Origin of the sequence: Phreatobacter sp. AB_2022a, assembly GCF_026847585.1 — a bacterium.
GTDB lineage: Bacteria > Pseudomonadota > Alphaproteobacteria > Rhizobiales > Phreatobacteraceae > Phreatobacter.
Map to the genome: position 1 here is coordinate 41,362 of NZ_JAPSET010000027.1, position 25,153 is coordinate 66,514.

Annotated in this window: 16 protein-coding genes; 12 read left to right on the top strand and 4 right to left on the bottom strand. The window is 69.5% G+C overall.

Features of this window, described 5'->3' with window-relative positions; all coding sequences use genetic code 11:
• Positions 1 to 252: 252 nt before the first annotated feature.
• From OZ671_RS19355 to OZ671_RS19375, 5 genes are read left to right on the top strand one after another with little or no spacing between them, the layout of a single operon-like run.
• Positions 253 to 1,401 carry an ABC transporter substrate-binding protein gene (locus OZ671_RS19355; RefSeq protein ID WP_268862271.1) on the top strand — a complete coding sequence of 383 codons (1,149 nt, stop codon included), beginning with the start codon at positions 253 to 255 and terminating at the stop codon, positions 1,399 to 1,401.
• Between the two features lie 4 nt (positions 1,402 to 1,405).
• Positions 1,406 to 2,416 carry an ABC transporter permease gene (locus tag OZ671_RS19360; RefSeq protein WP_442957104.1) on the top strand — a complete coding sequence of 337 codons (1,011 nt, stop codon included), beginning with the start codon at positions 1,406 to 1,408 and terminating at the stop codon, positions 2,414 to 2,416.
• Complete coding sequence (locus OZ671_RS19365) at positions 2,410 to 3,204, top strand: ABC transporter ATP-binding protein (protein ID WP_268862272.1); 795 nt, start codon at positions 2,410 to 2,412, stop codon at positions 3,202 to 3,204. The genes OZ671_RS19360 and OZ671_RS19365 overlap by 7 nt, the downstream gene beginning before the upstream one ends.
• Positions 3,205 to 3,238: 34 nt before the next feature.
• The gene (locus OZ671_RS19370) at positions 3,239 to 3,829 is read left to right on the top strand and encodes an OsmC family protein (RefSeq protein ID WP_268862273.1); all 591 of its coding nucleotides are present in this window, start codon (positions 3,239 to 3,241) and stop codon (positions 3,827 to 3,829) included.
• An 11-nt stretch (positions 3,830 to 3,840) separates the two neighbouring features.
• On the top strand, positions 3,841 to 4,998 hold the full coding sequence (locus OZ671_RS19375; RefSeq protein WP_268862274.1) for an acyl-CoA dehydrogenase: 1,158 nt from the start codon (positions 3,841 to 3,843) through the stop codon (positions 4,996 to 4,998).
• A 36-nt stretch (positions 4,999 to 5,034) separates the two neighbouring features.
• On the opposite strand, the gene OZ671_RS19380 is transcribed toward OZ671_RS19375, so the two are convergent.
• From OZ671_RS19380 to OZ671_RS19395, 4 genes are all read right to left on the bottom strand, one after another.
• Positions 5,035 to 5,238: a hypothetical protein gene (locus OZ671_RS19380; protein ID WP_268862275.1), complete on the bottom strand. Its 204-nt coding sequence runs from the start codon at positions 5,236 to 5,238 to the stop codon at positions 5,035 to 5,037.
• Between the two features lie 111 nt (positions 5,239 to 5,349).
• Complete coding sequence (gene mdtD, locus OZ671_RS19385) at positions 5,350 to 6,765, bottom strand: multidrug transporter subunit MdtD (RefSeq protein ID WP_268862276.1); 1,416 nt, start codon at positions 6,763 to 6,765, stop codon at positions 5,350 to 5,352.
• Between the two features lie 59 nt (positions 6,766 to 6,824).
• A complete protein-coding gene (locus OZ671_RS19390) occupies positions 6,825 to 8,453 on the bottom strand; it encodes an ATP-binding protein (protein WP_268862277.1) in 1,629 nt (542 codons plus the stop codon).
• A 195-nt stretch (positions 8,454 to 8,648) separates the two neighbouring features.
• Positions 8,649 to 10,214: an AMP-binding protein gene (locus OZ671_RS19395; RefSeq protein ID WP_268862278.1), complete on the bottom strand. Its 1,566-nt coding sequence runs from the start codon at positions 10,212 to 10,214 to the stop codon at positions 8,649 to 8,651.
• 483 nt (positions 10,215 to 10,697) lie between these two features.
• Between OZ671_RS19395 and OZ671_RS19400 the strand changes: the two genes are divergently transcribed.
• From OZ671_RS19400 to aspA, 7 genes are all read left to right on the top strand, one after another.
• Complete coding sequence (locus OZ671_RS19400; RefSeq protein WP_268862279.1) at positions 10,698 to 12,512, top strand: autotransporter assembly complex protein TamA; 1,815 nt, start codon at positions 10,698 to 10,700, stop codon at positions 12,510 to 12,512.
• Positions 12,512 to 16,846 (top strand): translocation/assembly module TamB domain-containing protein, encoded by a 4,335-nt coding sequence (locus tag OZ671_RS19405; RefSeq protein ID WP_268862280.1) that lies wholly within the window; start codon positions 12,512 to 12,514, stop codon positions 16,844 to 16,846. Before OZ671_RS19400 ends, OZ671_RS19405 begins: the two co-directional genes overlap by 1 nt.
• Positions 16,843 to 17,658 carry an APH(3')-II family aminoglycoside O-phosphotransferase gene (locus OZ671_RS19410; RefSeq protein ID WP_442957105.1) on the top strand — a complete coding sequence of 272 codons (816 nt, stop codon included), beginning with the start codon at positions 16,843 to 16,845 and terminating at the stop codon, positions 17,656 to 17,658. Before OZ671_RS19405 ends, OZ671_RS19410 begins: the two co-directional genes overlap by 4 nt.
• 270 nt (positions 17,659 to 17,928) lie before the next feature.
• Entirely contained in the window at positions 17,929 to 18,555 is a 627-nt protein-coding gene (locus OZ671_RS19415; RefSeq protein WP_268862282.1) for a hypothetical protein, read from the top strand.
• 182 nt (positions 18,556 to 18,737) lie between these two features.
• Positions 18,738 to 19,982 (top strand): efflux RND transporter periplasmic adaptor subunit, encoded by a 1,245-nt coding sequence (locus tag OZ671_RS19420; protein ID WP_268862283.1) that lies wholly within the window; start codon positions 18,738 to 18,740, stop codon positions 19,980 to 19,982.
• 23 nt (positions 19,983 to 20,005) lie between these two features.
• Entirely contained in the window at positions 20,006 to 23,188 is a 3,183-nt protein-coding gene (locus OZ671_RS19425; protein ID WP_268862284.1) for an efflux RND transporter permease subunit, read from the top strand.
• A 522-nt stretch (positions 23,189 to 23,710) separates the two neighbouring features.
• Positions 23,711 to 25,150, top strand: coding sequence for an aspartate ammonia-lyase (gene aspA, locus OZ671_RS19430; protein ID WP_268862285.1), 1,440 nt, complete (start codon positions 23,711 to 23,713; stop codon positions 25,148 to 25,150).
• The last annotated feature ends 3 nt before the right edge of the window (positions 25,151 to 25,153 follow it).

Here is a 25,153-nt window from a genome sequence, read left to right on the forward strand (position 1 = left end):
GCGATGCATCGGCCGGGTCCGCATTCTCCCGGGCGCCGGCCCCGCAGGATCCGGCTCCTCCAGCAGTCGCCCAATTCGAAAGAGCGCTCTATTGACCATCCAACGGTTTATTCGAGAATAAGACCTCAGAGCGGAACTATTCACCGCGCGCTCGCACGTCGAAAAGATGCACGTTACCGCCGTCGGCCTCGCCCGGCGAACGGGATTTCTTTGTCGATCTTGCCGGGCATGAACCGACCGGAGCTTACCATCGTGTCCGACCAGCCGTCCGAAACACAATCCGCTCTTGCTGCGGGCGCCGTCCTGTCGCGCCGTCGCGTCGTCACGAGCCTCGGCCTCGCCGGCGCGCTGGGAACGCTCGCCAGCCTCTCGGCCAGGGCCCTGCCCTCCGCGAGCTTCGATGTCGAGGCGTTCGACCGCCTCGCCCGCGAGACCATGTGCGTGACGCCGGCTTCGGCGAACCAGGGCGATGCCGGCGCCCCGCCTCTCGAGCGGCTGCCCCAGAGGCGCGCCCTGAAGCTGGCCTGGAACGCCAGCTCCATCTGCCTTTCCGGCCCGCTCGTCGGTGTCGAGCAGAGGATCTTCGAGAAATACAATCTCGACGTCGAACTGATCAATTTCGGCGGCTCGACGGACCAGCTCCTGGAGGCCATCGCGACCGCCAAGGCCGATGCCGGCGTCGGCATGGCGCTGCGCTGGCTGAAACCCCTCGAACAGGGTTTCGACGTCAAGATCACCGCCGGCACCCATGGCGGCTGCATGCGGCTGCTGGCGCCCACCGCTTCCGGCATCCGCCAGCTCGCCGATCTCAAGGGCAAGACCATCGCGGTCGCCGACATGACCGCGCCGACCAAGAACCTGTTCGCCATCCAGTTCCATAAGCTCGGCATCGATGCCGAACGCGACGTCGAATGGCGCCAGTTTCCCGGCGAGCTCCTGCGCGCGGCGGTCGAGAAGGGCGAGGCGCATGCGCTCGCCGATGCCGATCCGAAGACCTTCGCCTGGCTGAAGGACGGCAAGTTCACCGAAATCTCGTCCAACCTCCACGGCGAATTCGCCGAACGCACCTGCTGCATTCTCGGCATTCGGGGCAGCCTGATCCGCTCGGAACGCGCGGTCGCCCGCGCCCTGACCGCCGCGACCATCGAGGCGCAGGACTATCTCGTCCATCATCCCGAGATTTCCGCGCGCATCTTCTCGCGCTTCGCCCCGCCCAACTCGCCGATCGAGGATCTCACGGCCCTGGTGCGCTACCACACCCATGGCAACCACCCGATCGGCAACGACCTGAAGGCGCAGCTCCGGCTCTATGCCGACGAGCTGAAGGCGGTCGCCGTGTTCAAGCCGAACACCGACTCGGCCCGCTTCGCCGACCGCGTCTATGCCGACGTGCTGAGCTGACGTCATGACGGCCATCAACACCGCAGCCATCGACGCAGCCGCCGGCCGGCCCGCGCGCGCCGGCGCGCCGCCCCGGCTCTGGGCGACCGGCCTTGCCGCGAGCACGGTCTGGCTCGCCCTCGCCGGCCTCACCTACGGACTGCCCGATACCGGCGACTGGTCGCGCACCACGCTGGTCGCCGGTGCCTTCGCGCTGACCGGGCTCGGCCTCGCCGCGGCGGTGCTCGCCACCGCCGCGACCGGCCGCACCGCCGCCCGGCTCGCCCATCTCGGCCCGTGGCTCGTCGTCTTCCCGCTCTTCCTCACGACCTGGGAACTGCTGGCGGCCAAGAGCGAGATCCTGCCGCAGCCCTTCTTCCCGCCGCCCCAGGCGCTGGTCGAGGTCTTCACCGACGACTATGCCAAGCTCGGCCTCAGCCTCGTCCATTCGCTGCGCCTGCATGCCACCGGCTACGTTCTCGGCGCGCTTGCCGGCTTCGTTCTCGGCGTCTCGATCGGCTGGTCGCAGCGCATCGGCTATTGGGTCCACCCGGTCCTGCGCTTCGTCGGGCCGCTGCCCGCGACCGCCTGGCTGCCGATCGCCTTCTTCGCGTTTCCCTCGAGCTGGAGCGCCAGCGTTTTCCTGGTCGCGCTGGCGACCGCCTTTCCGACCACGATCCTGACCTGGTCCGGCGTCGCCGCGGTGCCGAGCGCCTACTACGACGTCGCCCGCACGCTCGGTGCCGGCAGGCGCTTCCTGATCTTCAAGGTCGCCATTCCCGCCGCCATGCCGCATGTCTTCGTCGGCCTGTTCATGGGCCTCGGTGCATCCTTCGCCGTGCTCGTCGTCGCGGAGATGCTGGGCGTCAAGGCCGGCCTCGGCTGGTACCTGCAATGGGCCCAGGGCTGGGCCGCCTATGCCAACATGTACGCTGCGCTCCTGGTCATGACGCTGGTCTGCTCGACGCTGATCACGCTGCTGTTCCGGCTGCGCGACCGCCTGCTCGGTTGGCAGAAGGGCATCGTCAAATGGTGAGCGCCGCCGCGATCCGGACCGAGGCGCCGCCGACCGGCGCCCGCCTCGGCATCCATGACGTCTCGCACCGCTTCGCCCTCGAGGGCCAGCCGCTGCCGGTGCTCGACCATATCGACCTTGCCGTTGCGCCGGGCGAATTCGTCGCCCTGCTCGGCCCCTCGGGCTGCGGCAAGTCGACCTTGCTGCGCCTGGTCGCCGGCCTCGAGCCGCCGACATCGGGCCGCCTGGTCAGCGACGGCGTCCCGATCGACCGGCCCGATCCGTCGCGGGTCGTCGTGTTCCAGGATCCGACGCTGTTCCCGTGGCGGACCGTCTTCGACAATGTCGCGCTCGGCCTCGAGGCGCAGGGCCTGATCCGCAGCCAGCGCCACCGTGTCGACGAGGCCTTGCGGCTCGTCGGGCTCGCCGCCTTCGCCAAGGCCTATCCGCACCAGCTGTCGGGCGGCATGGCCCAGCGCGTCGCGCTGGCGCGCGCGCTCGTCAACGAGCCGAGCCTGCTCATTCTCGACGAGCCGCTCGGCAAGCTCGACAGCCTCACCCGCCTCGCCATGCAGTCGGAGATCGTCGCCCTGTGGCAACGGGCCGGCTTCACCGCCCTGCTGGTCACGCATGACGTCGAGGAGGCGCTGTTCATGGCGACGCGGGTGGTGGTGCTGTCCGACCGCCCCGCCCGCATCAAGGCCGAGATCGCGGTCGACCGGCCCTATCCGCGCCATCGCGGCGATCCGCATCTTGCCAAGCTGCGCCACGAGGTGCTCGGCCTGCTCGGCCTCGATGCGACCTGGTGAAGACCAAACCATTCCGAAAGCCGAGGAGACGTCCATGACCGATCTCAACGACTATCTCGCCGAGAAGCGCGGCGCGGTGCTGACGCGCAAGGCGCGCATCGACAAGGGCGAGCTCGGCCCCCAGCCGCTCGCAGCAAGGGTGAGCGCCGAAGGCCGCAGCGGCATCCGCCGCATCCGCATCCGCGACTTCCAGGTCGTCACCGACAGTCCGCCCGATTTCGCCGGCTACGATCTCGGGCCGAGTTCGCCCGAGCTGCAGCTCGGCGTGCTCGGCAGCTGTCTCACCCACAGCTACCTGATCCAGGCGGCGCTGCAGAAGGTTCCGATCGAATCGCTGGAGGTGGAGGTCAGCGGCACGATCGACGCCCGCGCCTCCCACCCCGACCATCCGCACCTGCCGGTCCACCCGCACGACATCGCCTATGTCGTGCACATCGTCTCGCCGGCGAGCGCCAAGGCCATCGCCGAGCTTGAAGAGGCGGTGGAACGGTTCTGTCCGATCCTCAATCTGCTGCGCAAGCCGCAGGCAATCTCCGGCGGCGTCAACCTCGTCAAGCCGCGCGCCGAGAAGGCGAAGCCGGCGGAGGGTGCCGCGGCCGCCGGCCGGCGTGCCAAGGCGGCCTGACCCGCCCCGCCATGGACGGCCGCGCCGATCATTCAAGCGAACCTCGGGCAATCGCCCGGGTAATCGCCCGGGATTTTGCTCGGACCGCCGCCGCGCACGACGCGGCGGCCAGCTTTCCCCTCGCCAATATTGAAGCGCTCAGGCGGGCCGGCCTTGCCGGCCTCGTCACAGCGCGCGCCCATGGCGGCGGCGAGGCCGGTCTTGCCGAGGCCGTTGCGGTGGTCGCCGCCATCGCCGAGGGCGAGCCGTCGACCGCCCTGGTGCTCGCCCAGCAATATCACTTCCACGCCCAGCTCCGGCAGAACCCGCGCTGGCCGGAGGCGATGCGCGCCCGCGTCGCCCGTTCCGCCGTCACCGAGGGCGCCTTCGCCAACAATCTCAGGGTCGAGCCGGCGCTCGGCACGCCCATGCGCGGCGGGCTGCCGGCGACCACCGCACGCAGGGTGGCCGGCGGCTGGTCGATTTCGGGCCACAAGATCTTCTCGACCGGCGTGCCGATCCTGGCCTGGAACGCCGTCTGGGCCAGGACCGACGAGCCGGAGCCGCGCGTCGGCGCCTTCCTGGTGCCGCGCGGCACGCCCGGCTTCTCGATCGTCGAGACCTGGGATCATCTGGGCATGCGGGCGAGCGGCAGCCACGACGTCCTGCTGCAAGACGTCGTCATCCCCGCGGACCACGCGGTCGACATCAGGCGTCCGGCCGAGTGGGGAGTGCCCGACGCGGCGTCGGCCGCCTGGCCCGTCCTGCTCTTCGCCGCGGTCTATGACGGCGTCGCCCGCGCCGCCCGGAACTGGCTCATCGGTTTCCTGAAGAACCGGACGCCGGCCAATCTCGGCGCGCCACTGTCGAGCCTGCCGCGCATGCAGGAAGCCGTCGGCGAGATCGAGGCGCTCCTTCTCGCCAACACCATGCTGTTCGGACTGGCCGAGAGGGTCGACCAGGGCACGCCGCCGCCCGTCCACGAAAGCTATCTCGCCAAGCACCTCATCAGCGCCAATGCCATCGCGGCCGTCGAAAAGGCCGTGGCGCTGACAGGCAATCCCGGCCTCAGCCGCGCCAATCCGCTGGAGCGGCATTTGCGCGACGTGCTCTGCGCCCGCGTCCACTCGCCGCAGAGCGACACCATCCTGCTTGGAGCGGGACGCGCCGCGCTCGGCCTGCAGAGCTGAGCCGGCCAGCCGGCAGCGACGGAGCGTCCGGCGGCTTCAGAGCCCTTCCCGCAGGAAGGCGCGCACCCAGCCAAGGGCGACGCGGCCGCCCTGCGGCTGATGCGGCACGGGCCGGCCGCCGCGGCGGTCGAGGCTGACGAAGCGCAGGTCGCGCCGGGCGACCGACCGGTCGAAGCCCGCGGCGGGCCTGGCGTTGGCCGATGCAGAGCTGCGCTTGGACGAGAGATCGATAGCCACCATGACCGCCCCTCCGGGACTTGAGCCGCCCTGCGCGGCTCCGTGTCCCCATGAGTGGCAGGAAAACCGGCGGCGGTTCATGCGCCAGCGCACACGGCGAATGGCCGCTCCGGCTCAGCTCACATCGGCCGGATCATCGTGTTCCTTGGCGCCGCGGATCTCGGGCGCGAGCTGGAAGAAGATCCAGGCCGATGCGCAGGTGATGAGGCCGATGCACAGGAACGTCGCCTGGAAGGCCGGCAGGGTGCCCGCCGGGCCGGAACTGCCGAACATGCCGACAAAGGTCGCGAGCAGGGCGCCGGCCACCGTGACGCCGAGGCTCATGGCCAGGATCTGCACCATCGAGAACAGGCTGTTGCCGCTGCCGGCGCCGTCGCTGTCGAGGTCGCGCAGGGTGATCGTGTTCATGGCGGTGAACTGCAGCGAATTGAGCATGCCGAACACGCCGAGCTGGATCAGCCTGATCCAGAGCGGCTGTCCCGGCGTGACCAGGGCGAAGCTCATCATCATGAGACCGAGCAGCAGGGTATTGCCGACCAGCACTCGCCGATAGCCCTGGGAGCGGATCAGCGGCGGCGTGATGCGCTTGGCGAACATGCCGGCCGCCGCCACCGGCAGCATCATCATGCCGGCATCCATGGCGCTGTAACCAAGGCAGACCTGCAGGAGCAGCGGCATCAGGAAGGGCATGGCGCCGGAACCGATCCGCGCGAAGAGATTGCCGAGCAGGCCGACCGAATAGGTGTGGATCTTGAACAGGTAGAGCGGGAACAGCGGATCGGGCCGGCGCTGCGCATGCAGGCCGTAGGCGATGATCAGCGCCATGCTGAACACCAGGAGCAGCAGCACCGTCGCGTGCTCCATGCCGAGCCCGGCAAGGCCGTCCAGCGAGAAGGACAGCGCGACCATGCCGACCGACAGCATGAGATAGCCGGCAAAATCGAACCGGCCGATCGAGGCGGCGCGGCTGTCGGGCATATGGGTATAGGTCAGGATGCAGCCGATGATGCCGATCGGCACGTTGATGAGGAATACCCAGTGCCAGGAGGCGACCTGCACCAGCCAGCCGCCGAGCGTCGGACCGATCAGCGGCCCGAGCAGGCCGGGAATGGCGATGAAGCTCATGGCCGGCAGGAATTCCTCGCGCGGCACGGCGCGCATCACGGCCAGCCGGCCAACCGGCAGCAGCATGGCGCCGCCGAAGCCCTGGACGATGCGGGTCAGCACGAGCTCGGTGAGCGTGCGCGACATGGCGCAGCCGACCGAGCCGACGGTGAACAGGATGATCGCCGCCATGAACACCTGGCGCGTGCCGAAGCGGTCGGCGATCCAGCCCGAAGCGGGGATCAGCATGGCCATGGTGAGCGAATAGGCGATCACCACGAAATGCATGCGCAGCGGGTTTTCGCCGAGGCTCGCCGCGATCGCCGGCAGCGCCGTGTTGACGATCGTCGAGTCGAGCATCTGCATGAAGAAGCCGACGGCGACGACCCAGAGGAAGATCTGCGATGCTGTCTGCCGTTCAGCCATGCCGGCGCCCGCCTCTTCTCACGTGACGGACGGGACGCGCCGTCCGGCGCCGGTGCGGGCTATTCGGCCGCGACCGTGCCCTCGCCCGGATGCCCCTCGTCCGGATCCGGTTCGTCCGGATGCATGTCTCCGGCCGCCTCGTCACCGGTCCGCCCGCTGCCGGCAAACCCCAGAATGAGCGCCTGGGCCGAGGCGAGTTTCGAGGCCGGCGCCGCAGGCTTGCCCGCCGTCTTCGGGCTGCCGGCGGCGGTGCGCCAGCCGACGCCGGCGATCGCCACCGTCCGGTTGCCCCGGAAATCGGCTTCGCTGCGAATGAGCCCCTGCTCGGCCATATAGGTCAGGAGCCAGCGCCCGCGTGACGGCGAATGGCTGCCATAGGCGCGCGCGAGCGCCTCGTCAGGCGGGCAGACCGCACCTTCGCGCGCCGCCCGGGCGATCATGAGGAAGACGCCCTGCATCTCCTCCGGCAGGCTTTCCGATACGGAGAGCACCTGCTGCCAGGCGGCATCGCCCTCTTCGGCCGTGATGCCGGCGCGCGCCAGGGCAAGGCGCCGGCGGAACGACGACATGTCCTGGCCGAACGTGCCGAGCTTCTTCAGGCGGCAATGAAACTGGAAATCCTGGTAGAGCAGCGGCACCGGGCGGAACGCGGCCTCGGGATCCGACAGCAGCTCGGCGTAGATGCCGTCGATCAGCGCCTGCCGCTCCTCCTCCGAGCGCGGATCGGTTTCCGGCTCCGCGCCCGTCTCCGGCATCCGGCCCGTCTCGATGCGCCGCATCAGCTCGGCGGTGGCGATCGCCCGCGCCGGATTGGGGGTCGGCATGGGCAGCACGTCGCCCGCCGGGTCGAAGATCAGGTCCTCGAGCGCGTCGCGCGGCGTTTCCGGCAGCGGCATCAGCGAGGGCCGGCCCGAGCGGCCGGCCGTGTCGACGCTGCCGATCCGCACCTGCAGAGGGCGGCGCGACAGGGCGGGCCCGAGCGCCACGAACTGGCCCGGTTCGAGATCGCGGAAGGCCTCGGCCTGGCGGCGTTCCATGCCGAGCAGGTCGGCCGCCCGCGCCATGTCGATGTCGAGGAAGGTGCGCCCCATCAGGAAGTTCGAGGCTTCGGCGGCGACATTCTTGGCGAGCTTGGCGAGCCGCTGTGTGGCAATGATGCCGGCCAGGCCGCGCTTGCGGCCGCGGCACATCAGATTGGTCATGGCGCCGAGGGAAGCCTTGCGCGCATCGTCGGCGACCTCGCCGGCAACGGCCGGGGCGAACAGCTGCGCCTCGTCGACCGCGATCAGCATCGGGAACCAGACCGTGCGGTCGGCGTCGAACAGGCCATTGAGGAAGGCCGCCGCGCAGCGCATCTGCTCCTCGGCGTCGAGGCCTTCGAGATTGAGCACGACGGAGGCCCGGTGCTGGCGGATGCGGTTGGCGATCCGCTGCAGTTCGCCGGGCGAGCGCTCGGCATCGACCACGGTATGGCCGAAGCGCTCGGAAAAGGAGACGAAATCTCCTTCCGGATCGATGATGGCCTGCTGCACCCAGGGGGCGCTCTGCTCCAAGAGCCGGCGCAGCAGGTGCGATTTGCCGGACCCGGAATTGCCCTGCACCAGCAGGCGGGTTGAAAGCAGCTCCTCCAGATCGAGCCTGGCGGGCTCGCCCGCCGATGTCATCCCGAGCTCGATGCCGACTTTCATTCCACCTCGCATAGCGCCGAACGGCCGGCACGATATCACGGCCGGCGGGGGCGGTGGACCGTCCCTCCCGTCCTCCACAGGAGATCCCAGCCATGCCGGCGCGGCCTTGGTGGCCGGCGCCGCCAGCACCGAATCGCTGCCCGCACCGCGATCTTCATACTATGCCCCGCGCCGGATGGCGCGACCGTCCCGCCGTCACGCGACGCCGCGCCGGCGTCCTTCCCAATAGGGCGCGCGCAGCACCTTGCGGTCGATCTTGCCGAGCCCGGTCACGGGAATGGCGTCGACGAACTGGACCGATTTCGGCGACCAGGGCGCGCCGCGCAGCGCCTTCACATGCGCCTGCAGCTCTTCCGCCCCCGCGGCTGCGCCCGGCTTCAGCACGACGAAGGCGGTCACCGCCTCGCCCCATTTCTCGTCGGGAATGCCGATCACCGCGGCCGAGGCGACGGCGGCATGCGCCATCAGCGCATCCTCGACCTCGCGCGGATAGATGTTGAAGCCACCCGAGATGATCATGTCCTTGGTGCGGTCAACGATGTAGAGATAGCCGTCGGCGTCGCGCACCGCGACATCGCCGGTATGGAGCCAGCCGCCGCGCAGGGTCTCCTCCGTCGCGTCCGGCCGCTTCCAGTAGCCCGACATGACCAGCGGCCCGCGCACGCAGATCTCGCCGGGCTCGCCCACCGCCACCTCGCGCATGTCCTGATCGAACAGCTTGACGTCGACGAAGGGGCTCGGCCGGCCGCACGAGCCGAGCCGCTCCGGCCGCGCAAGGTCGTGGTCGATCTTGCGCAGGGTGGTGATGCATTGCGGCGCCTCGGTCTGACCGTAGAGCTGCACGAAAACCTGACCGAACAGGCTCATCGCCTCCTTCAGCCGGTCCGGCGACATCGGCGCCGCGCCATAGACGATCATGTCGAGCGAGGAGAGGTCGTGGCGTGCCCGCACCTCGTGCTGGTCGATCAGCGCATAGATCAGCGTCGGCACCAGGAAGGTCGCGGTGATGCGCTCCTCGGCAACGATCCGGCAATAGGTTTCCGCGTCGAAGCCCTGGACGAGGCGGACATAGCCGCCGCGATACATCACGGGATAGATGGTGACGCCGGCGGCGTGGCTGATCGGGGTTGCCGCGAGATAGCGGATCTCGGCCGGCCAGTCCCAGTCGCCATAGAGCAGGAGCGTCATGGTGACCACGGCGCGGTGCGGCAGCATCACGCCTTTCGACCGGCCGGTCGTGCCGCCGGTATAGGCGAGCCAGCCGATATCCTCCGCTTCACTCTCGTCGACGAGCGGCGCGGGTTCCGCGGCGGCGGCCGCGGCCAGAATGTCGCGCACGCCCTCCATCGGTCCGAACGACATCAGGTGCTTCAGCGTCGGCACGCGCGCCCGGATCGCCTGGCCGCGCGGGCCGAACTTTCCGCCGTCGACGATCAGGATGTCGATTTCGGCATCCTCGACGATGAAGGCCTGGTCGTCCTCGGCGGCGAGCGGATGCAGCGGCGTGTAGCGCAGGCCCATGATCAGCCCGGCGCACATCGCAGCCCAGGATTCGGCGCGGTTGCCGGCGAGAACCGAGAGCGCATCGCCCTTTTTCAGGCCCATCGACCGATAGACGGTGATGAAGCGCCCGATCGCCGCCCCGAGCTCGCGATAGGACCAGCTGACCGTGCCGTCGGAAATGGCCGGCCGGTCACCGTGTCGGACGATGGCGCCAATCACGAGGGCGCCGATCGTCCCGCCCGAATGAAGGCTCTGCATGGCGTGCTCCCGGTAGCGGCGGCGTGGCCCGCGCGCCTTGTCATCTCCGCCGGATTTCTGCATGGGCGACGCGCAACTGGCGAGCAGCATTTTCTTGACGCCCATCGGCCGAACGGCGGATACCGGCGAATGGCGTCCCGCCTCGCCCCGGCGGCCGGCGGACAGGCCATGGAACCCGTGGTAGCAACGGGTGTTTACTGCACGAATTGCGGTCCATCAGATTGACATGATTAATGATCTGCTATCGAAATTCTTCACATTCGAGGGTTGTTCGTCATAATTTAACCCCATCGCCACCATTGTATCGTCGTTGAAAGGTAAGCGTGAATGGCGTTCCGGCGGCGGGCTAAATCCCGAACCTATCTCTGCGTAGTTTCGGCAATACTCGGCGTTGCTGGCCACGATTCTGCCTACGCGCAAAGTTTTTTTGGACTATTCGGAAGCGACCAGCCGCAAGTCGTCGCCAATGCCCTTGCCTATCAAGTGACGGTCAAGGGCCTGGATAGCGACAAGGACGCCGCCGCGGCGATCAACGACGTTTCGATACTCTACCGTCTGCGCAACGAGGCGCCCGCCGACAGCGATGAATTGTTGCGCCGCGCCGAAAGCGACTTGCCGCGCATCACCGACGCGATGTGGGGCGCGGGCTATTATGCGGCGCGCGTCACCATCGTCGTCGCCGGCCAGCCGCTGGCCGCCGGCCGGCAAGGCGCGCCGGCGCCGCGCCCCGGGCTCGACCGTTTCAAGGGCCGGGCCCTGGTGCCCGTCGATATCGTGGTCGATCCGGGACCGCTTTATAAGTTCGGTCGCGTCGAGGTGATCGACGAACGCAGCGGGGGCCCCTTCGCGCCGTCGGTTCTGCCGCCGCGCATCGTGACGCTGAAAGCCGGCGATCCCGCCCGCACCTCCGGCCTCCTCGCCGCGGCCGCCCAGCTTTCCGACCATTTCCGCGGCCTCAGCCACCCCTTCGTCAAGGTGGTCAGGCGCCAGCCGGTCATCGACCACCGCAGCCATCAGGTCGACGTGGTGCTGGCGGTCGATCCAGGCCCGGTCGCCGGCATCGGCGGCATTGGCGTTTCCGGCACCCGCAACGTCGACCCCGCCGTGGTGCGCTCGTTCATCTATGCCGAGCGCGGCGACCCCTATTCGCCGAAAGCCGTTGCCGACATCAGGAAATCGGTCTCGCGCATCGAGGCCCTCGGCGGCGTCAGGGTGCGCGAGGGCACGGCGCTCGACAGCGACGGCAATCTGCCGCTCGACGTCGAGGTCACCGAGCGGCCGCCCAATCTGCTCGGCGCCTCCGTGCGCTACTCCACCGTCGACGGCCCGGCGCTGCGCACCTACTGGGCCCATCGCAACCTGTTCGGCGGCGCCGAGCGGCTGCGCCTCGACGCCGACCTGTTCTATCTGCTCGCCAACCAGAAATGGCTCGGCGGCACCAATCGCGGCGGCTTCCGCCCGGAAAATCTCGGCGGCCGCCTGGCCGCCTCCTTCATCAAGCCGGCGCTCTGGGGCACCCGCAACGACCTGCTGATCGACGCCTCGTTCCTGCGCGAACGCACCGAATTCTATTCGAGCAACGTCACCAGCGCGACGGTCGCGATCCGCCACCGCTTCACCGACGCCTTCTCGGTGCAGGCCGGCATCGAGGGCCAGATCGGCCAGTCGATCGACCCGCTCGGCCGCAACAACTACGGCGTGGTCGGCCTGCCCATCTCGGTCACCTACGATTCCACCGACCGGCCGCTCGATCCCTCGCGCGGCATCCGCGTCATCGCTTCGTTCACGCCCTACAAGGGGTTCCGCGACGCGCCCTCGTTCTTCGGCGTCGGCCGCGTCCAGGCCTCGACCTACTATTCGCTCGACGAGGCCGCCCGCTACATCCTGGCCGTGCGCGTCGCCTTCGCTTCCATCGCCGGTGGCACGCTGCGCGACATTCCAGCCCCCATGCGCTTCTACGCCGGCGGCGGCGGCTCGGTGCGCGGCTACGACTACAAGAGCCTCGGCCCGCGCACGCCGGAAGGCTATGTCACCGGCGGCAAGAGCCTGTTCGAGGCCTCGCTCGAGGCGCGCATCAAGATCACCGATACGATCGGCATCGTGCCCTTCGTCGATATCGGCCAGGCCTTCGCCTCGTCCTTCCCCGACGGTTCGGAGCGCCTGAGGATCGGCGCGGGCCTCGGCCTGCGCTATTATACGTCGATCGGACCGATCCGCGTCGACTTCGCCGTTCCCGTCTCCCGCCGCACCGGCGAGAGCGCCTACGCCATCTATGTCAGCCTCGGACAGGCCTTCTGATGACGCGAACGAAAAGCTCCAAGCCTTTCGGCCGGCGCTTCGGCCTTCGCCGGCTCGGCCTCGCCTTCGCCCTGCTCGCCCTGGTGGTCGGCGGCCTGATGCTGCGCCCGACCGTGCCGCATGCCCAGGAAGACCAGGGCGTGCTTGCCGGCTTCATCTCCAAGCTGCTGTCGACGCCCACCTCCAAGGTCAATATCGGTGCGGTCGACGGCGCGCTGTCCTCGGACGCGACCATCCGCGACGTCTCGATCGCCGATACCGACGGCGTCTTCCTGCGCATCGACCGGATCCGCCTCGTCTGGCGCCGCGCCGCGCTCCTGCTCGGCCGGATCGAGGTGCAGAACCTCGAAATCGGCAAGATCGAATTCGTCCGCAAGCCCAAGCCGGGCGAGGAGGCGCCGCCTGCCGACGGCCCGCTGCTCCCCGAAATACCGGTCAAGCTGCAGGTGGACCGTTTCAAGCTCGGCGAGCTGTCGCTGGGCGAAACCATTCTCGGCGTCGCCGCCCGCTTCTCCGCCGAGGGCAATGCCAGCCTCGGCGCCCCCTCCGAAGGCCTGCAGGCACTGCTCGACGTCCGTCGCCTCGATGCGCCCGGCCAGTCCAACGTCAAGCTGCATTTTGCTCCCGCCACCCAGCAGCTCGACCTCTCCTTCCAGCACGACGAGCCGGCCGGCGGCATCGTCGCGCGCCTGATGGGTCTGCCCGGCCTGCCGCCGGTCAAGCTCGACCTGTCGGGCGCCGGCGTGCTCGACGACTGGCGCGGCAAGGTCGCCTTCGACGCCGGCCCCGGCACCGACGCGCGGGGCGAGGCCCGTCTCGGCCGCAACGGCGCCGAGCGCCGCCTCAGCCTCGACCTGACCGCCCATATCGAAAGTCTCCTGCCGCCGGCCGTCGGCACCATCTTCGCCGGCACCACGACGCTCGGCGGCGGCATCACCTTCGCCGACGACGGGGCGCTCGGCATCGAGCGCCTGCGCCTTGCTTCCGACCTCGCCGAACTGCTGGTCGCCGGCAGGCTCGACGCCGCCCAGGTCCTCGACGTCACCGTCTCCGCCCGCGCCCTGCCGTCCGCCGGTGGCGCCACCCGGCGCGGCGATTCCTCGCTTGCCCGCCTGGCCTTCGACGCCTCCGCCAAGGGACCGGTCGGCGCGCCGCGGGTCGACGGCAGGCTCGACCTTGCCGGTCTCGACACGCCCGGCCTGAAGCTGCAGTCCCTTGGTGCGACGCTCGCCGTCGAGCCCTTCGCGGCCGGCGGCCCGCAGCGCTTCCGCATCACCATGGACGGCCGCGCTGCTGGCGTCGCGCCGGCCGATCGCGGCCTCGCCGAGGCGCTCGGCGACACGGCGACGCTCACCGTGCGCGCCACAGTCGACGACAAGAGTGTTGCCGACATCGCCGAAGCCCGCATCGCCACTCCCAACCTCGCCCTCGGCGTGACCGGCCGGACCGGCGCGAGCGTGCTCGACGCCAAGGTCCAGGCGGAGATCACCAGGCTCTCCGCCCTGTCCACCATGGCCGGCCGCCGGCTCGCCGGCCGCGCCACCGTCCAGGCGGCCCTCGAAGGCGATCCCTCGCAGTCGCGCGTGCTCGCGCGCATCGACGGGCGCGGCAGCGAATTGTCGCTGGGCGATGCGATCGCCGACCGGCTGGTCGGCCGGCAGATGTCGCTGGCCGGCACCGCGCAGACCTCGCGCGAGGGCATGACGCTGAACCGGCTGACCGCCACGGGCGCCCATGTCACCGCCGTCCTCGACGGTGGCATCGCCCGGACGCGGCTCGACGTGACCGGCGACGTGACGCTCGCCGACCTCGCCAAAATTGATGGCCGCCTCGCCGGCTCGGCCCGCCTCAATGCCCGCCTCACCGGCCTGAAGGACGACCCGGATGCCGCCGTGACCCTGACCGCGCCCGATATCCGCGCCCAGGGCCGGCCGATCCGCGATCTGCGCCTCACCCTTGCCGCCAACCGCCTCGTCTCGGCGCCGGCCGGCACCCTTTCCGCCGGCGGCGACGTCAACGGCAAGCCGCTGGTCGTCGACGTGAAGGGCGGCGCCGCCGAGGGCGGCGGCTGGCGGCTCGACCAGTTCACCGCCCAGCTCGGCAGCGTCTCGGCCGAGGGCCAGGGCACGCTGAGCGAAGCCGGCCTCGCCAGCGGCCGCATCGCGGTGTCGGCGCGCGACCTCGACGACATCACGCCGCTGACGCTGATGAAGCTCAGCGGCGCGCTGGAGGCCTCCGTCATGGCCAATGCGGAGGGCGGCCGGCAGCAGATCGCGCTCACCGCCGACGGCCGGCGGCTGGCTTTCGGCACCACCTCGATCAGTACGCTGAAGGCCGACCTGCGCACGGAAATGATCGGCGGTCGCCTGGTGCTGAACGGCACGGCCGGCATCGACCAGATGGTGGCCGGCGGCGAAACCATCCAGCGCGTCGCCTTCAACGCCCGCCCGAACGGCGAGGCGAGCGAGATCAGCCTGAGCGCGCTCGCCCGCGGCTTCAACCTGGCAGCGGCCGGCAAGCTCGGCCTCGGCGACGTGACCCGCCTCGACCTCGCCTCGTTCACCGCCGCCCGCGCGGGCGCGCGCATTGCGCTCGCCGGGCCTTCGACGCTGTTCGTCGAAAAGGGCCAGGTGCGCACCGAACGGCTGGCCATTGCCGTCCAGGGCGGCGAGATCGAGCTGCGCGGCAAGGTCGGCGCCGAGCTCGACGCCGTGATCAATGCCCGGCGCGTGCCGCTCGCCGCGGTCGACATCGTGGCGCCCGGCACCGGCCTGCGCGGCACGCTCGACGCACGGGCGACGCTCAAGGGTCCGGCCGCGACCCCGACCGGACCATTCGAAGCCACCATCCGCGGCCTCAGCGCGCCGCAGACCCGCTCGGCCGGCGTGCCGGCCCTCGACATCACCGCGCGCGGCGCGGCCGAAGGCAGCCGCGCCAATGTCGACGTCCGGATAGCCGGTGGCTCCGCGCTCGCCTTCACCGTCAACGGCTCCGCGCCGCTGACACCGCAGGGGACGTTCGATCTGAAGGCGCGCGGCACGCTCGATGCCGGCCTTGCCAATGCGAGCCTTGCCGGAACCGGCCAGCGGGTCGCCGGTCGGGTCGCCGTCGACGGCAGCCTGCGCGGCACCACGGCCCGCCCCGACATCCAGGGCACGGCGACCCTGTCCAATGCCTCCTTCACCGATCCGCTCCAGGGCGTCGCGCTGACCGGCATCGAGGGCAGGATCAACGGGCGCGGCGATGCGATCGTCATCGAACGGCTGACCGCCCGTACCAAGAACGGCGGCACGATCGGCGTGACCGGCCGCGTCCTCGCTGACGGCGATCGTGGCTTCCCCGCCGACATCAGGATCTCCGCCCGCAACGCCCAGCTTGTCTCCAGCGACGTCATGGAGATGATCGCAAGCCTTGACCTGACGGTGTCGGGGCCGGCCGCCAGCGCGCCGCGGCTCGGCGGACGGATCGACATCAACAGCCTCGAGATCCGCGTGCCGGACCGGCTGCCGAGCAATGCCGAACCGTTGCGCGACGCGCGCCATGTCGCGCCGCCGGCCCAGACCCGGGCGCGGCTCGCCGAGCTCGCCCGCCAGCGGGCGGCGAGCCAGCGCCGGCGCGGCGGCCCCGCCTTCAAGGCGACCCTCGATCTCAATATCGACGCGCCCCAGCGCATCTTCGTGCGCGGCCGCGGCATCGACGCCGAACTGGGCGGCCAGCTGCGCGTGACCGGCACCAGTGCCGATCCGCGCGTCGCCGGCGGCTTCGAGATGCGCCGCGGCCGTTTCTCGCTGCTCACCCAGCGGCTTGACTTCACCCGCGGCAAGATCACCTTCGGCGGCGCCGACGTCGTTCCGGACCTCGATTTCGTCGCCGAGACGCGTGCGGCCGAAGTCACCGCGCGCATTGCCATTACCGGCCGCGCGACCGATCCGGAGTTCACGCTGAGCTCGTCCCCCACCCTGCCCCAGGACGAGGTCCTGTCGCGCCTGCTGTTCGCCCGCGCCTCCAGCGGCCTGTCGCCGTTCCAGGCCGTGCAGCTCGCCCAGGCCGTGGCTCAGCTTGCCGGTGCCGGCGGTGGCCCCGACGCCTTCGAGCGGACCCGGCGCGCCATGGGCCTCAACGACCTCGACGTCGGCATGGGCGCCGGCGGCCCGACGGTCGGCATGAGCCGCAACATCAGCGACCGCGTCAGGGTCGGCGTCCGCGCCGGCGCACGCCCGGAGAACACCGCCATCGGCGCCGATATCGACCTGACGCGCCGCCTGCGCCTGCAGAGCGAGGTCGGCGCGGATGGCCGCGCTGCGGTCGGCGTCGGTGCCGAAATCGAATACTGAGGAAGGCCGCGGCGCAAATGCCTGACATCGATGCCACGCCGCCCACGCCGCCGACGTGGGTCCGCCGTTTCGCCGGCGGTCGCTGGACGGAGCAGTCCATCGGCCGGTCCGACGCCCATGTCTTCCGGCTCGACGAAGCCGGGCATAGCCCGCTCTTCGTCAAGACCGAGCGCCTTCATCCGTTGAGCGAGCTCGCCGGCGAAATCGCGCGGCTCGGCTGGCTCGCCGGCCAGGACATCCCCTGCCCCCGCGTCCTCGACACCGCCGAGCATGACGGCTGGCTCTGGCTCGTGATGAGCGCGGTTCCCGGACGCGACCTCGCCTCCGCCGAGGACATGCCTCCCGAACGCCGCGCCGCCCTTGCGGCCGAGGCGCTCCGCCGCCTGCACGCGCTCGATCCTGCCGCCTGCCCTTTCGATCACCGGCTCGACAACCGCATTGCCGCGGCCCGTGCGCGCGTCGAAGCCGGCCTCGTCGATGACGGCGATTTCGACGAGGAGCGCCTCGGCCTCAGCGCCGCCGAGATCTTTCCGCGCCTTGCCGCCGAGCGCCCTGCCGGCGAAAATCTCGTCGTCACCCATGGCGACGCCTGCCTGCCCAATCTGATGGCAACGGCCGAGGGCTTTTCGGGCTTCGTCGACTGCGGCCGTCTCGGCCTGGCCGACCGCTATCAGGATCTCGCGCTGGCGCGCTGGAGCATCATCTACAATCTCGGTGAAGCCTGGGTCGCGCCGTTCTTCCGGCACTATGGACTGGCCGAACCCGACACCGAGCGTCTTGGCTATTATTGCCTGCTTGATGAGTTTTTCTAAGACCATGCCGCATCATTGAGCAATCGTTGCCTGTTTAACGTGCTGACACAAACAGTCACACGACGAAATATCACCCTGAAATATCAAACCTCGACACGAAAAGAACTCAATCGAGCCGCCCAAGCTCCATACATATCAAATCTATTGCAATCGCTCACGGGCTTTTGACCAGCCTGCGGCACCAGCGCACAGCGTTGTGTATTGCGGCGCAGCATAACGCAGGTTACCTCAGCGGCCATGCTCGGCTCTTGGACCAGGCGACTGTTGTGCATGCTGGCGGCCCTCGTGGTCATGGCCGGCATCGACGGCCTGCGCCGGAGCGCCGTGGCCGATCCGCTGGGCGGCGCCGTCCTCCTCCAGGCCGGCTCGGGCCAGATCGCGACGAGCCAGGTCGGCCGCCATACCCACGCGGGCGAAGCCGTCCATTGCGGGCTCACCGGCATCGGCCGGGCCGCCAAGCGGGCCTGCCCGGTCCGGCCGGCGCGGCCGGCTGTGGGCCTTGCCGCGGCCATCCAGGCTTTCGGGTCGGCGCGCGCGACGGATCTTGCCTGCGCCTCGGCGACCGCCGTCCCGCCCCTGACCGGCAATTTCATCGCGGCCGCGCTTTCCGGCCTGCCCGCCACGATCGTCGAGGCGGAGCTGCGGAGCGAAGCCTGCATCAAGCACGTCCAGGAGGTTCTGCTCGGCGGCGAGGGCGACGACGATCGCCCCGAGTTGACCGCCGACGACGACTGGCCTGACCTGGTCCTGCAGAACCTCGCACTGGCGCCGGCCCTCCTGCCGGCGTCCGAGCGGGTGGTCCATCCGTCGCCCGCCGCGGCAGATCCCGCCATCGCCTTCGCCCTTGTCGCGGCGCTCGACAGGCCACCAAACGCACCGGCCTTCGCCCGCGCCTGAGGCGCCGCGCGAGCCCCAGCGACGACAGCCAGCCTCGATTTCAGCGTCGGCAGCGTGCGCGCCCGATGCACCGGGCTGGCCTTCGCCAGACCGCGTTTCCTCCTCGACATCGCCAGCCGCGACCGCGCCGCCGTGCCCGATCGCTCATGCCCTTTTCATCCGACTTCGTTGCGAGCCCTCCCATGCGCGACATGAGCCGCCCTGTTTCGATCCGTTCCCGCCGCCAGCCGCCGTTGAAGGCGCTCGCCGGCCTCACGCTTGCCGCTCTTCTGCTGGCCGGCTGCAACGACCCGCGGCCGGCGGCGAGCCAGCCGGCCGCGACGCCGCCCGAGGTCGGCTACGTCACCGTGGTCGGCAAGCCGCTGCGCCAGGTGCGCGAACTGCCCGGACGCGTCGTGCCGCTGCGCATCGCCGAGGTACGCTCGCGCGTCGCGGGCCTGCTCGTCGAACGCAATTTCGAGCAGGGCAGCCGGGTTCAGGCCGGCGACCTCCTCTACAAGATCGATCCGGCGCCGTTCCAGGTCGAGCTCGCCAGCGCCGAGGCAACGCTCGCGCGCACCGAGGCCGCGCTCGTTCTCGCCACCCAGCAGGCCGATCGCCTGAAGGAGCTGCTGGCCCGCCAGGCGGCCAGCCAGGCGCAATATGACGCCGCCTTCGCGGCGCAGAAGCAGGCCGAGGCCGAGGTCGCCGCCGCCCGCGCCGCGCGCGACCGCGCCAGGCTCAACGTCGCCTATACCGAGCTGCGCGCGCCGATCTCGGGCCATATCGGTCGCGCCCTCCTGACCGAGGGCGCGCTGGTGGAGGCGGGCAGCGGCGCGCCGCTCGCCACGATCCAGCAGCTCGACCCGATCTATGTCGACATCACCCAGTCGGTGGGCGAGCTGAACCAGCTGCGCCGCGACCTTGCCAACGGCGAACTGACCCGGCTCGAGGACGGCGCCGCCGACGTGCAGCTCGTGCTCGATGGCGGCCGGCTCTATCCCCATCCCGGCCGCCTCCTGTTCTCCGACGTGACCGCCGATCCCGGCACCGGCCAGGTCACCCTGCGGGTGCAGATCCCCAATCCGAACGGCGAACTGTTCCCCGGCATGTATGTCCGCGCCCGCACCATCCAGGGCATCGACACCGACGCCATCGCCCTGCCCGCCCAGGCGATCCATCGCACCGACGACGGCAAGGCCGAGGTCTGGGTGATCGGCGCCGACGACAAGGTGCAGCGCCAGCAGGTCGAGGTTGGCAACCCGATCGGCGCGAACTGGCTGATCCAGTCCGGCGTCAGGCCCGGCGAGCGCGTCGTCATCGACGGCTTCCAGAAGATCGTCGCCGGCATGCAGGTGCGCCCGACGCGGCAGGTGGCCGAGGCGCCGGAAGCCGCGGCGGAGGACAGCCTGCACGGCGGCTCCGGCCGCACCACGCAGTTGCGCTGAGACCGGGCGAAAAGAGATCACCAATGGCCGGCTTCTTCATCGACCGCCCGATCTTCGCCTGGGTCGTCGCCCTGTTCATCTGCCTTGGCGGCATCATCGCGATCCCGTTCCTGCCGGTGGCGCAATATCCGATCATCGCCCCGCCCTCGATCGCCTTGTCGACCTCGTTTCCGGGCGCCTCAGTGGAGAGCCTCTATACCGGCACAACCCGGCTCATCGAGGATGAGCTCAATGGCGCGGCGAATATCCAGAGCTTCGAATCGGCGACCGACGCCTTCGGCGTCATCGAGCTGACCGCGACCTTCAGGCCCGGCACCGATCCGGGCTATGCCTCGGTGGAAGTGCAGAACCGCCTGAAGCGCGTCGAGGCGCGCCTGCCCGCGGAAGTGCGCCAGCAGGGCATCCTGGTCGAGGAGGCCTCGGCCGCCACGCTGCAGATCATCACCCTGGTCTCGACCGACGGCTCGATGGACGAGGTGGCGCTCGGCGACTTCCTGATCCGCAACGTCATCAACGAGATCCGCCGCATTCCCGGCGTCGGCCGCGCCACGCTCTATTCCACCGAGCGCAGCCTGCGCGTCTGGATCGATCCCGACAAGCTGCGCGGCCTCGGCCTCACCGTTGCCGACGTGACGCGCGCCATCCAGGGCCAGAACGTCCAGGTCGCCTCCGGCGCGGTCGGCGCCGCGCCGAGCCCGAGCACCAATCCGGTCAATTTCCCGATCATCGTGCGCGGCCAGCTCACCGCCCCCGACCAGTTCGGCTCGATCGTCCTGCGCGCCAATTCCGACGGCTCCAATGTCCGGCTGCGCGACGTCGCGCGCATCGAGCTCGGCGGCGAGGACTACAAGTTCACCACCCGCCTCAACGGCGGCGAGGCGGCCGGCATCGCCGTCACCCTCGCGCCCGACGGCAATGCCCTGCAGACCGCCCGCGAGATCCGCGCCAAGATGCAGGAGCTCGCCCAGTTCTTTCCCTCGAACGTCAAATGGGACATTCCCTACGACATCACGCCGGCGGTCGAAGCCTCGATCGCCAAGGTGCTGACGACGCTGGGCGAGGCCGTCATCCTGGTCTTCCTCGTGATGTTCCTGTTCCTGCAGAACATCCGCTACACGCTCATCCCGACCATCGTCGTGCCGATCGCACTGCTCGGCTCCTGTACGATCATGCTGCTCGCCGGCTTCTCGATCAACGTGCTCACCATGTTCGGCATGGTGCTGGCGATCGGCATCCTCGTCGACGACGCCATCGTGGTCGTCGAGAACGTCGAGCGCATCATGAACGAGGAAGGCCTGCCGCCGAAGGAGGCGACGCGGAAGGCCATGGGCCAGATCACCGGCGCGATCGTCGGCATCACCCTCGTCCTGGTCGCGGTCTTCGTGCCCATGGCCTTCTTCCCCGGCTCGGTCGGCATCATCTACAAGCAGTTCTCGATCGCCATGGTGACCTCGATCACCTTCTCGGCCTTCCTCGCGCTGTCGCTGACCCCGGCGCTCTGCGCGACGCTGCTGAAGCCGATCGAGAAAGGCCATGCCCACGCCAAGCGCGGCTTCTTCGGCTGGTTCAACCGCCTGGTCGACCGCGAGACCGGGCGCTATGGCCGCGGCGTGTCGCGCCTGCTCGCCAGGTCCGGCCGCGTGATGGTGGTCTATCTCGCCCTGCTCGTCGGCCTCGGCTTTGCCTTTCTGCGCATGCCCGAGGGCTTCCTGCCCGTCGAGGACCAGGGCTTCTTCACCGTCGACATCCAGACCCCGCCGGGCTCCTCGTTCAACCGGACGCTGGAGGCGGTCAAGAAGGTCGAGGAACATCTGCTCGCCCAGCCCGGCGTCGCCACCGTCACCATCGTCAACGGCTTCTCCTTCTCCGGCCAGGGCCAGGTGACCTCGCAGGCCTTCGTGACCCTGAAACCCTGGGGCGAGCGCAATGCCGCCTCGTCCGTCGCCAATCTCGTCGCCGGCACCAATGCGGCGCTTGCGGGCTATCGCGACGCGGTGATCCAGGCGCTGGAGCCGCCGCCGATCGACAATCTCGGCAATTCCTCCGGCTTCAGCCTGCGTCTGCAGGACCGCGCCCAGCGCGGCTACACCGCCCTGATGGCGGCGCAGGAACAATTGCTCGGCCTCGCCCGCCGCAGCCCGGTCCTGCAGAAGGTCTTCGTCGAAGGCCTGCCGCCCGCGCCCCAGGCCGAGCTGGTCATCGACCGTGAGAAGGCGGCCGCCCTCGGCGTCAATTTCGACGACATCCGGGAGACCATCCAGATCAATCTCGGCTCGGTCTACGTCAACGACTTCCCGAACCGCGGCAAGATGCAGCGGGTCATCGTGCAGTCGGAGGCCATGCAGCGCCTGCACACGACCGATCTCCTGAACTACACCGTGCGCAACGCCCAGGGCACGATGGTGCCGCTGTCGTCGGTGGCCGAAATCAAGTGGAACAACGGCCCGGCCCAGATCATCGGCTTCAACGGCTATCAGTCGGTGCGTTTCACCGGCGAGCCCGCGCCCGGCTACACCACCGGCGACGCCATCGCCGAGATGGAGCGGCTGATGCGCGAGCTGCCGCGCGGCTTCGGCTATACCTGGACCGGCCAGTCGCTGCAGGAGAAGGAGGCGGGCTCGCAGGCGGCCCTGCTCCTGTTCCTGTCGATCCTGATCGTCTTCATGTGCCTTGCAGCACTCTATGAGAGCTGGTCGATCCCTTTCTCGGTGCTCATGGTGGTGCCGCTCGGGGTGATCGGCGCGGTTCTCGCGGTGTCGCTGCGCGGCATGCCGAATGACGTCTATTTCAAGATCGGCCTGATCACGATCATCGGCCTTTCGGCGAAGAACGCCATCCTCATCGTCGAATTCGCCAAGGATCTGTGGAAGCCCGGCCGCAGCCTGGTCGATGCGACGGTGGAGGCGGCGACCTTGCGCTTCCGGCCGATCGTGATGACCTCGCTCGCCTTCATCTTCGGCGTCGTGCCCCTGGCCATCGCCACCGGCGCCGCCTCCAAGAGCCAGCAGGCGATCGGCACCGGCGTGCTCGGCGGCATGCTCGCCGCCACCGTGCTCGCGGTGTTCTTCGTGCCGGTCTTCTTCGTCGTGGTGATGCGCTGGTTCCAGCGCAAGCGCCTCGCCGCCGAAGCCGAGACGACCGCGCCCGCGGCGGAGGCGGTCGAACCGGTGCCGCCCGGCGCAGGCGTCAGCCAGGCGCATCCCTGACGCCCGGCCGCGCCAAAAGAAAAGGCCGCCCGGATGAGCGGGCGGCCTGGTCGCCGCGGCCCAGTGTGGGGGGCGAAGCGGGCTCGGGCGACTGTGCGTTGAACGCGCCAACGGCCATCCGGTTCCCGACCCCGCCCGCAAAAATATCGGCAAAACCGCGTTTCCCGGGCCTCGCCGGCGCGCGGAAACCGATTTTCGGGCGGCAATGGTCGGTTTTCCGGTCATGAAGGAGCCGCATGGTTCGGAAACCCGTCCATCGGCTCTCTCGCGACGAGCCTGTTTTCTTCGCTCGTTCAAAGGCTTGGTCCCGGAGCCGCGGCAGCGCCGCCAACCGGCGAAACCGCAAGACGCCCGGCGCCGATCCGGGCAATCCTCGCCCTGCGACGCCGAAGCTGACGAACCAGAAAAACAGCCCGGCGTGCCACGAAATGGAACGAGGAGCGGTCGTGCCGTCCTGGCCGCCGGCCGGCATCGGCGCGCGATGCCGGCCGGGTCGGGGCGGCCGCCCGAGGGAGGCGAGCCATGACTGCGATGCCCGATGGGACCCCGGTGGGCGCGACCCGCGTCGAGCACGATCTCCTGGGCGACCGGGACGTGCCCGCCAATGTCTATTACGGCGTGCACACGCTGCGCGCGGTCGAGAATTTCCCGATCACCGGCACGCCGATCGCGATCTATCCCGACCTCGTCGTCGCGCTGGCCAGCATCAAGCAGGCCGCCGCCCTCGCCAATCACGAGCTCGGCCTGCTCGACACGCCGCGCTGCGAGGCCATCGCCAATGCCTGCGAGGAGATCCGCAACGGCCGGCTGCACGACCAGTTCGTGGTCGACGTGATCCAGGGCGGCGCCGGCACCTCCACCAACATGAATGCCAACGAGGTGATCGCCAACCGGGCGCTCGAACTGATGGGCCACGCCAAGGGCGACTACCGGCAGCTCCATCCCAACGAACACGTCAATATCGGCCAGAGCACGAACGACGTCTATCCGACCGCGCTCAGGATCGCGACCTATCGCGGCATCATGAGCCTCATCGACGCCATGGCCGTGCTGCGCGACGCCTTCGCGGCGAAGGCCGAGGAATTCGCCGGCATTCTCAAGATGGGCCGCACCCAGCTCCAGGATGCCGTGCCGATGACGCTCGGCCAGGAGTTCTCGACCTATGCGGTGATGCTGACCGAGGACATGGACCGGCTCGGCGAGGCCTCGCGCCTCATCTGCGAGATCAATATGGGCGCAACCGCGATCGGCACCGGCATCACCGCCCATCCCGACTATGCGCCGCTGGTGCTGAAACACCTGGTGGCGCTGACCGGCATCGACCTCGTCACCGCCCCGAACCTGATCGAGGCGACGCAGGACTGCGGTTCCTTCGTCCAGCTCTCCGGCGTTCTCAAGCGTGTCGCGGTCAAGCTGTCGAAGATCTGCAACGACCTCAGGCTGCTGTCGAGCGGCCCGCGCGCCGGCCTCAACGAGATCAACCTGCCGGCCATGCAGGCCGGTTCCAGCATCATGCCCGGCAAGGTCAATCCGGTGATCCCGGAAGTGGTCAACCAGATCGCCTTCGAGGTGATCGGCAACGACCTGACCGTCAGCTTCGCCGCGGAGGCCGGGCAGCTCCAGCTCAATGCCTTCGAGCCGATCATCGCGCACAGCCTGTTCAAGAGCGTCACCCATCTGCGCAACGGCTGCCTGACGCTCGCCGAGCGCTGCATCCGCGGCATCACCGCCAATAGCGGGCGGCTGCACGAGATGGTCGAGAACTCGATCGGCATCGTGACCGCGCTCAACCCCTATATCGGCTACGCCAACGCGACGGCGGTGGCGCAGGAAGCGCATGCGACCGGCGGATCGGTTGCGGCGATCGTGCTCGCCCGGGGCCTGCTGACCAAGGCCCAGCTCGACGAGATCCTGCGTCCGGACGTGCTCACCATGCCGCGGCCGCTGACGCTCGGGCCCTGACGG

Bases quoted from the DNA above. Each gene is read 5' to 3' on its own strand.
- OZ671_RS19360 (WP_442957104.1), top strand. From the start codon at position 1,406: ATGACGGCCATCAACACCGCAGCCATCGACGCAGCCGCCGGCCGGCCC.
- OZ671_RS19365 (WP_268862272.1), top strand. From the start codon at position 2,410: ATGGTGAGCGCCGCCGCGATCCGGACCGAGGCGCCGCCGACCGGCGCC.
- OZ671_RS19370 (WP_268862273.1), top strand. From the start codon at position 3,239: ATGACCGATCTCAACGACTATCTCGCCGAGAAGCGCGGCGCGGTGCTG.
- OZ671_RS19375 (WP_268862274.1), top strand. From the start codon at position 3,841: ATGGACGGCCGCGCCGATCATTCAAGCGAACCTCGGGCAATCGCCCGG.
- OZ671_RS19380 (WP_268862275.1), bottom strand. From the start codon at position 5,238: ATGGTGGCTATCGATCTCTCGTCCAAGCGCAGCTCTGCATCGGCCAAC.
- mdtD (WP_268862276.1), bottom strand. From the start codon at position 6,765: ATGGCTGAACGGCAGACAGCATCGCAGATCTTCCTCTGGGTCGTCGCC.
- OZ671_RS19390 (WP_268862277.1), bottom strand. From the start codon at position 8,453: ATGAAAGTCGGCATCGAGCTCGGGATGACATCGGCGGGCGAGCCCGCC.
- OZ671_RS19395 (WP_268862278.1), bottom strand. From the start codon at position 10,214: ATGCAGAGCCTTCATTCGGGCGGGACGATCGGCGCCCTCGTGATTGGC.
- OZ671_RS19405 (WP_268862280.1), top strand. From the start codon at position 12,512: ATGACGCGAACGAAAAGCTCCAAGCCTTTCGGCCGGCGCTTCGGCCTT.
- OZ671_RS19415 (WP_268862282.1), top strand. From the start codon at position 17,929: ATGCTGGCGGCCCTCGTGGTCATGGCCGGCATCGACGGCCTGCGCCGG.
- OZ671_RS19420 (WP_268862283.1), top strand. From the start codon at position 18,738: ATGCGCGACATGAGCCGCCCTGTTTCGATCCGTTCCCGCCGCCAGCCG.
- OZ671_RS19425 (WP_268862284.1), top strand. From the start codon at position 20,006: ATGGCCGGCTTCTTCATCGACCGCCCGATCTTCGCCTGGGTCGTCGCC.
- aspA (WP_268862285.1), top strand. From the start codon at position 23,711: ATGACTGCGATGCCCGATGGGACCCCGGTGGGCGCGACCCGCGTCGAG.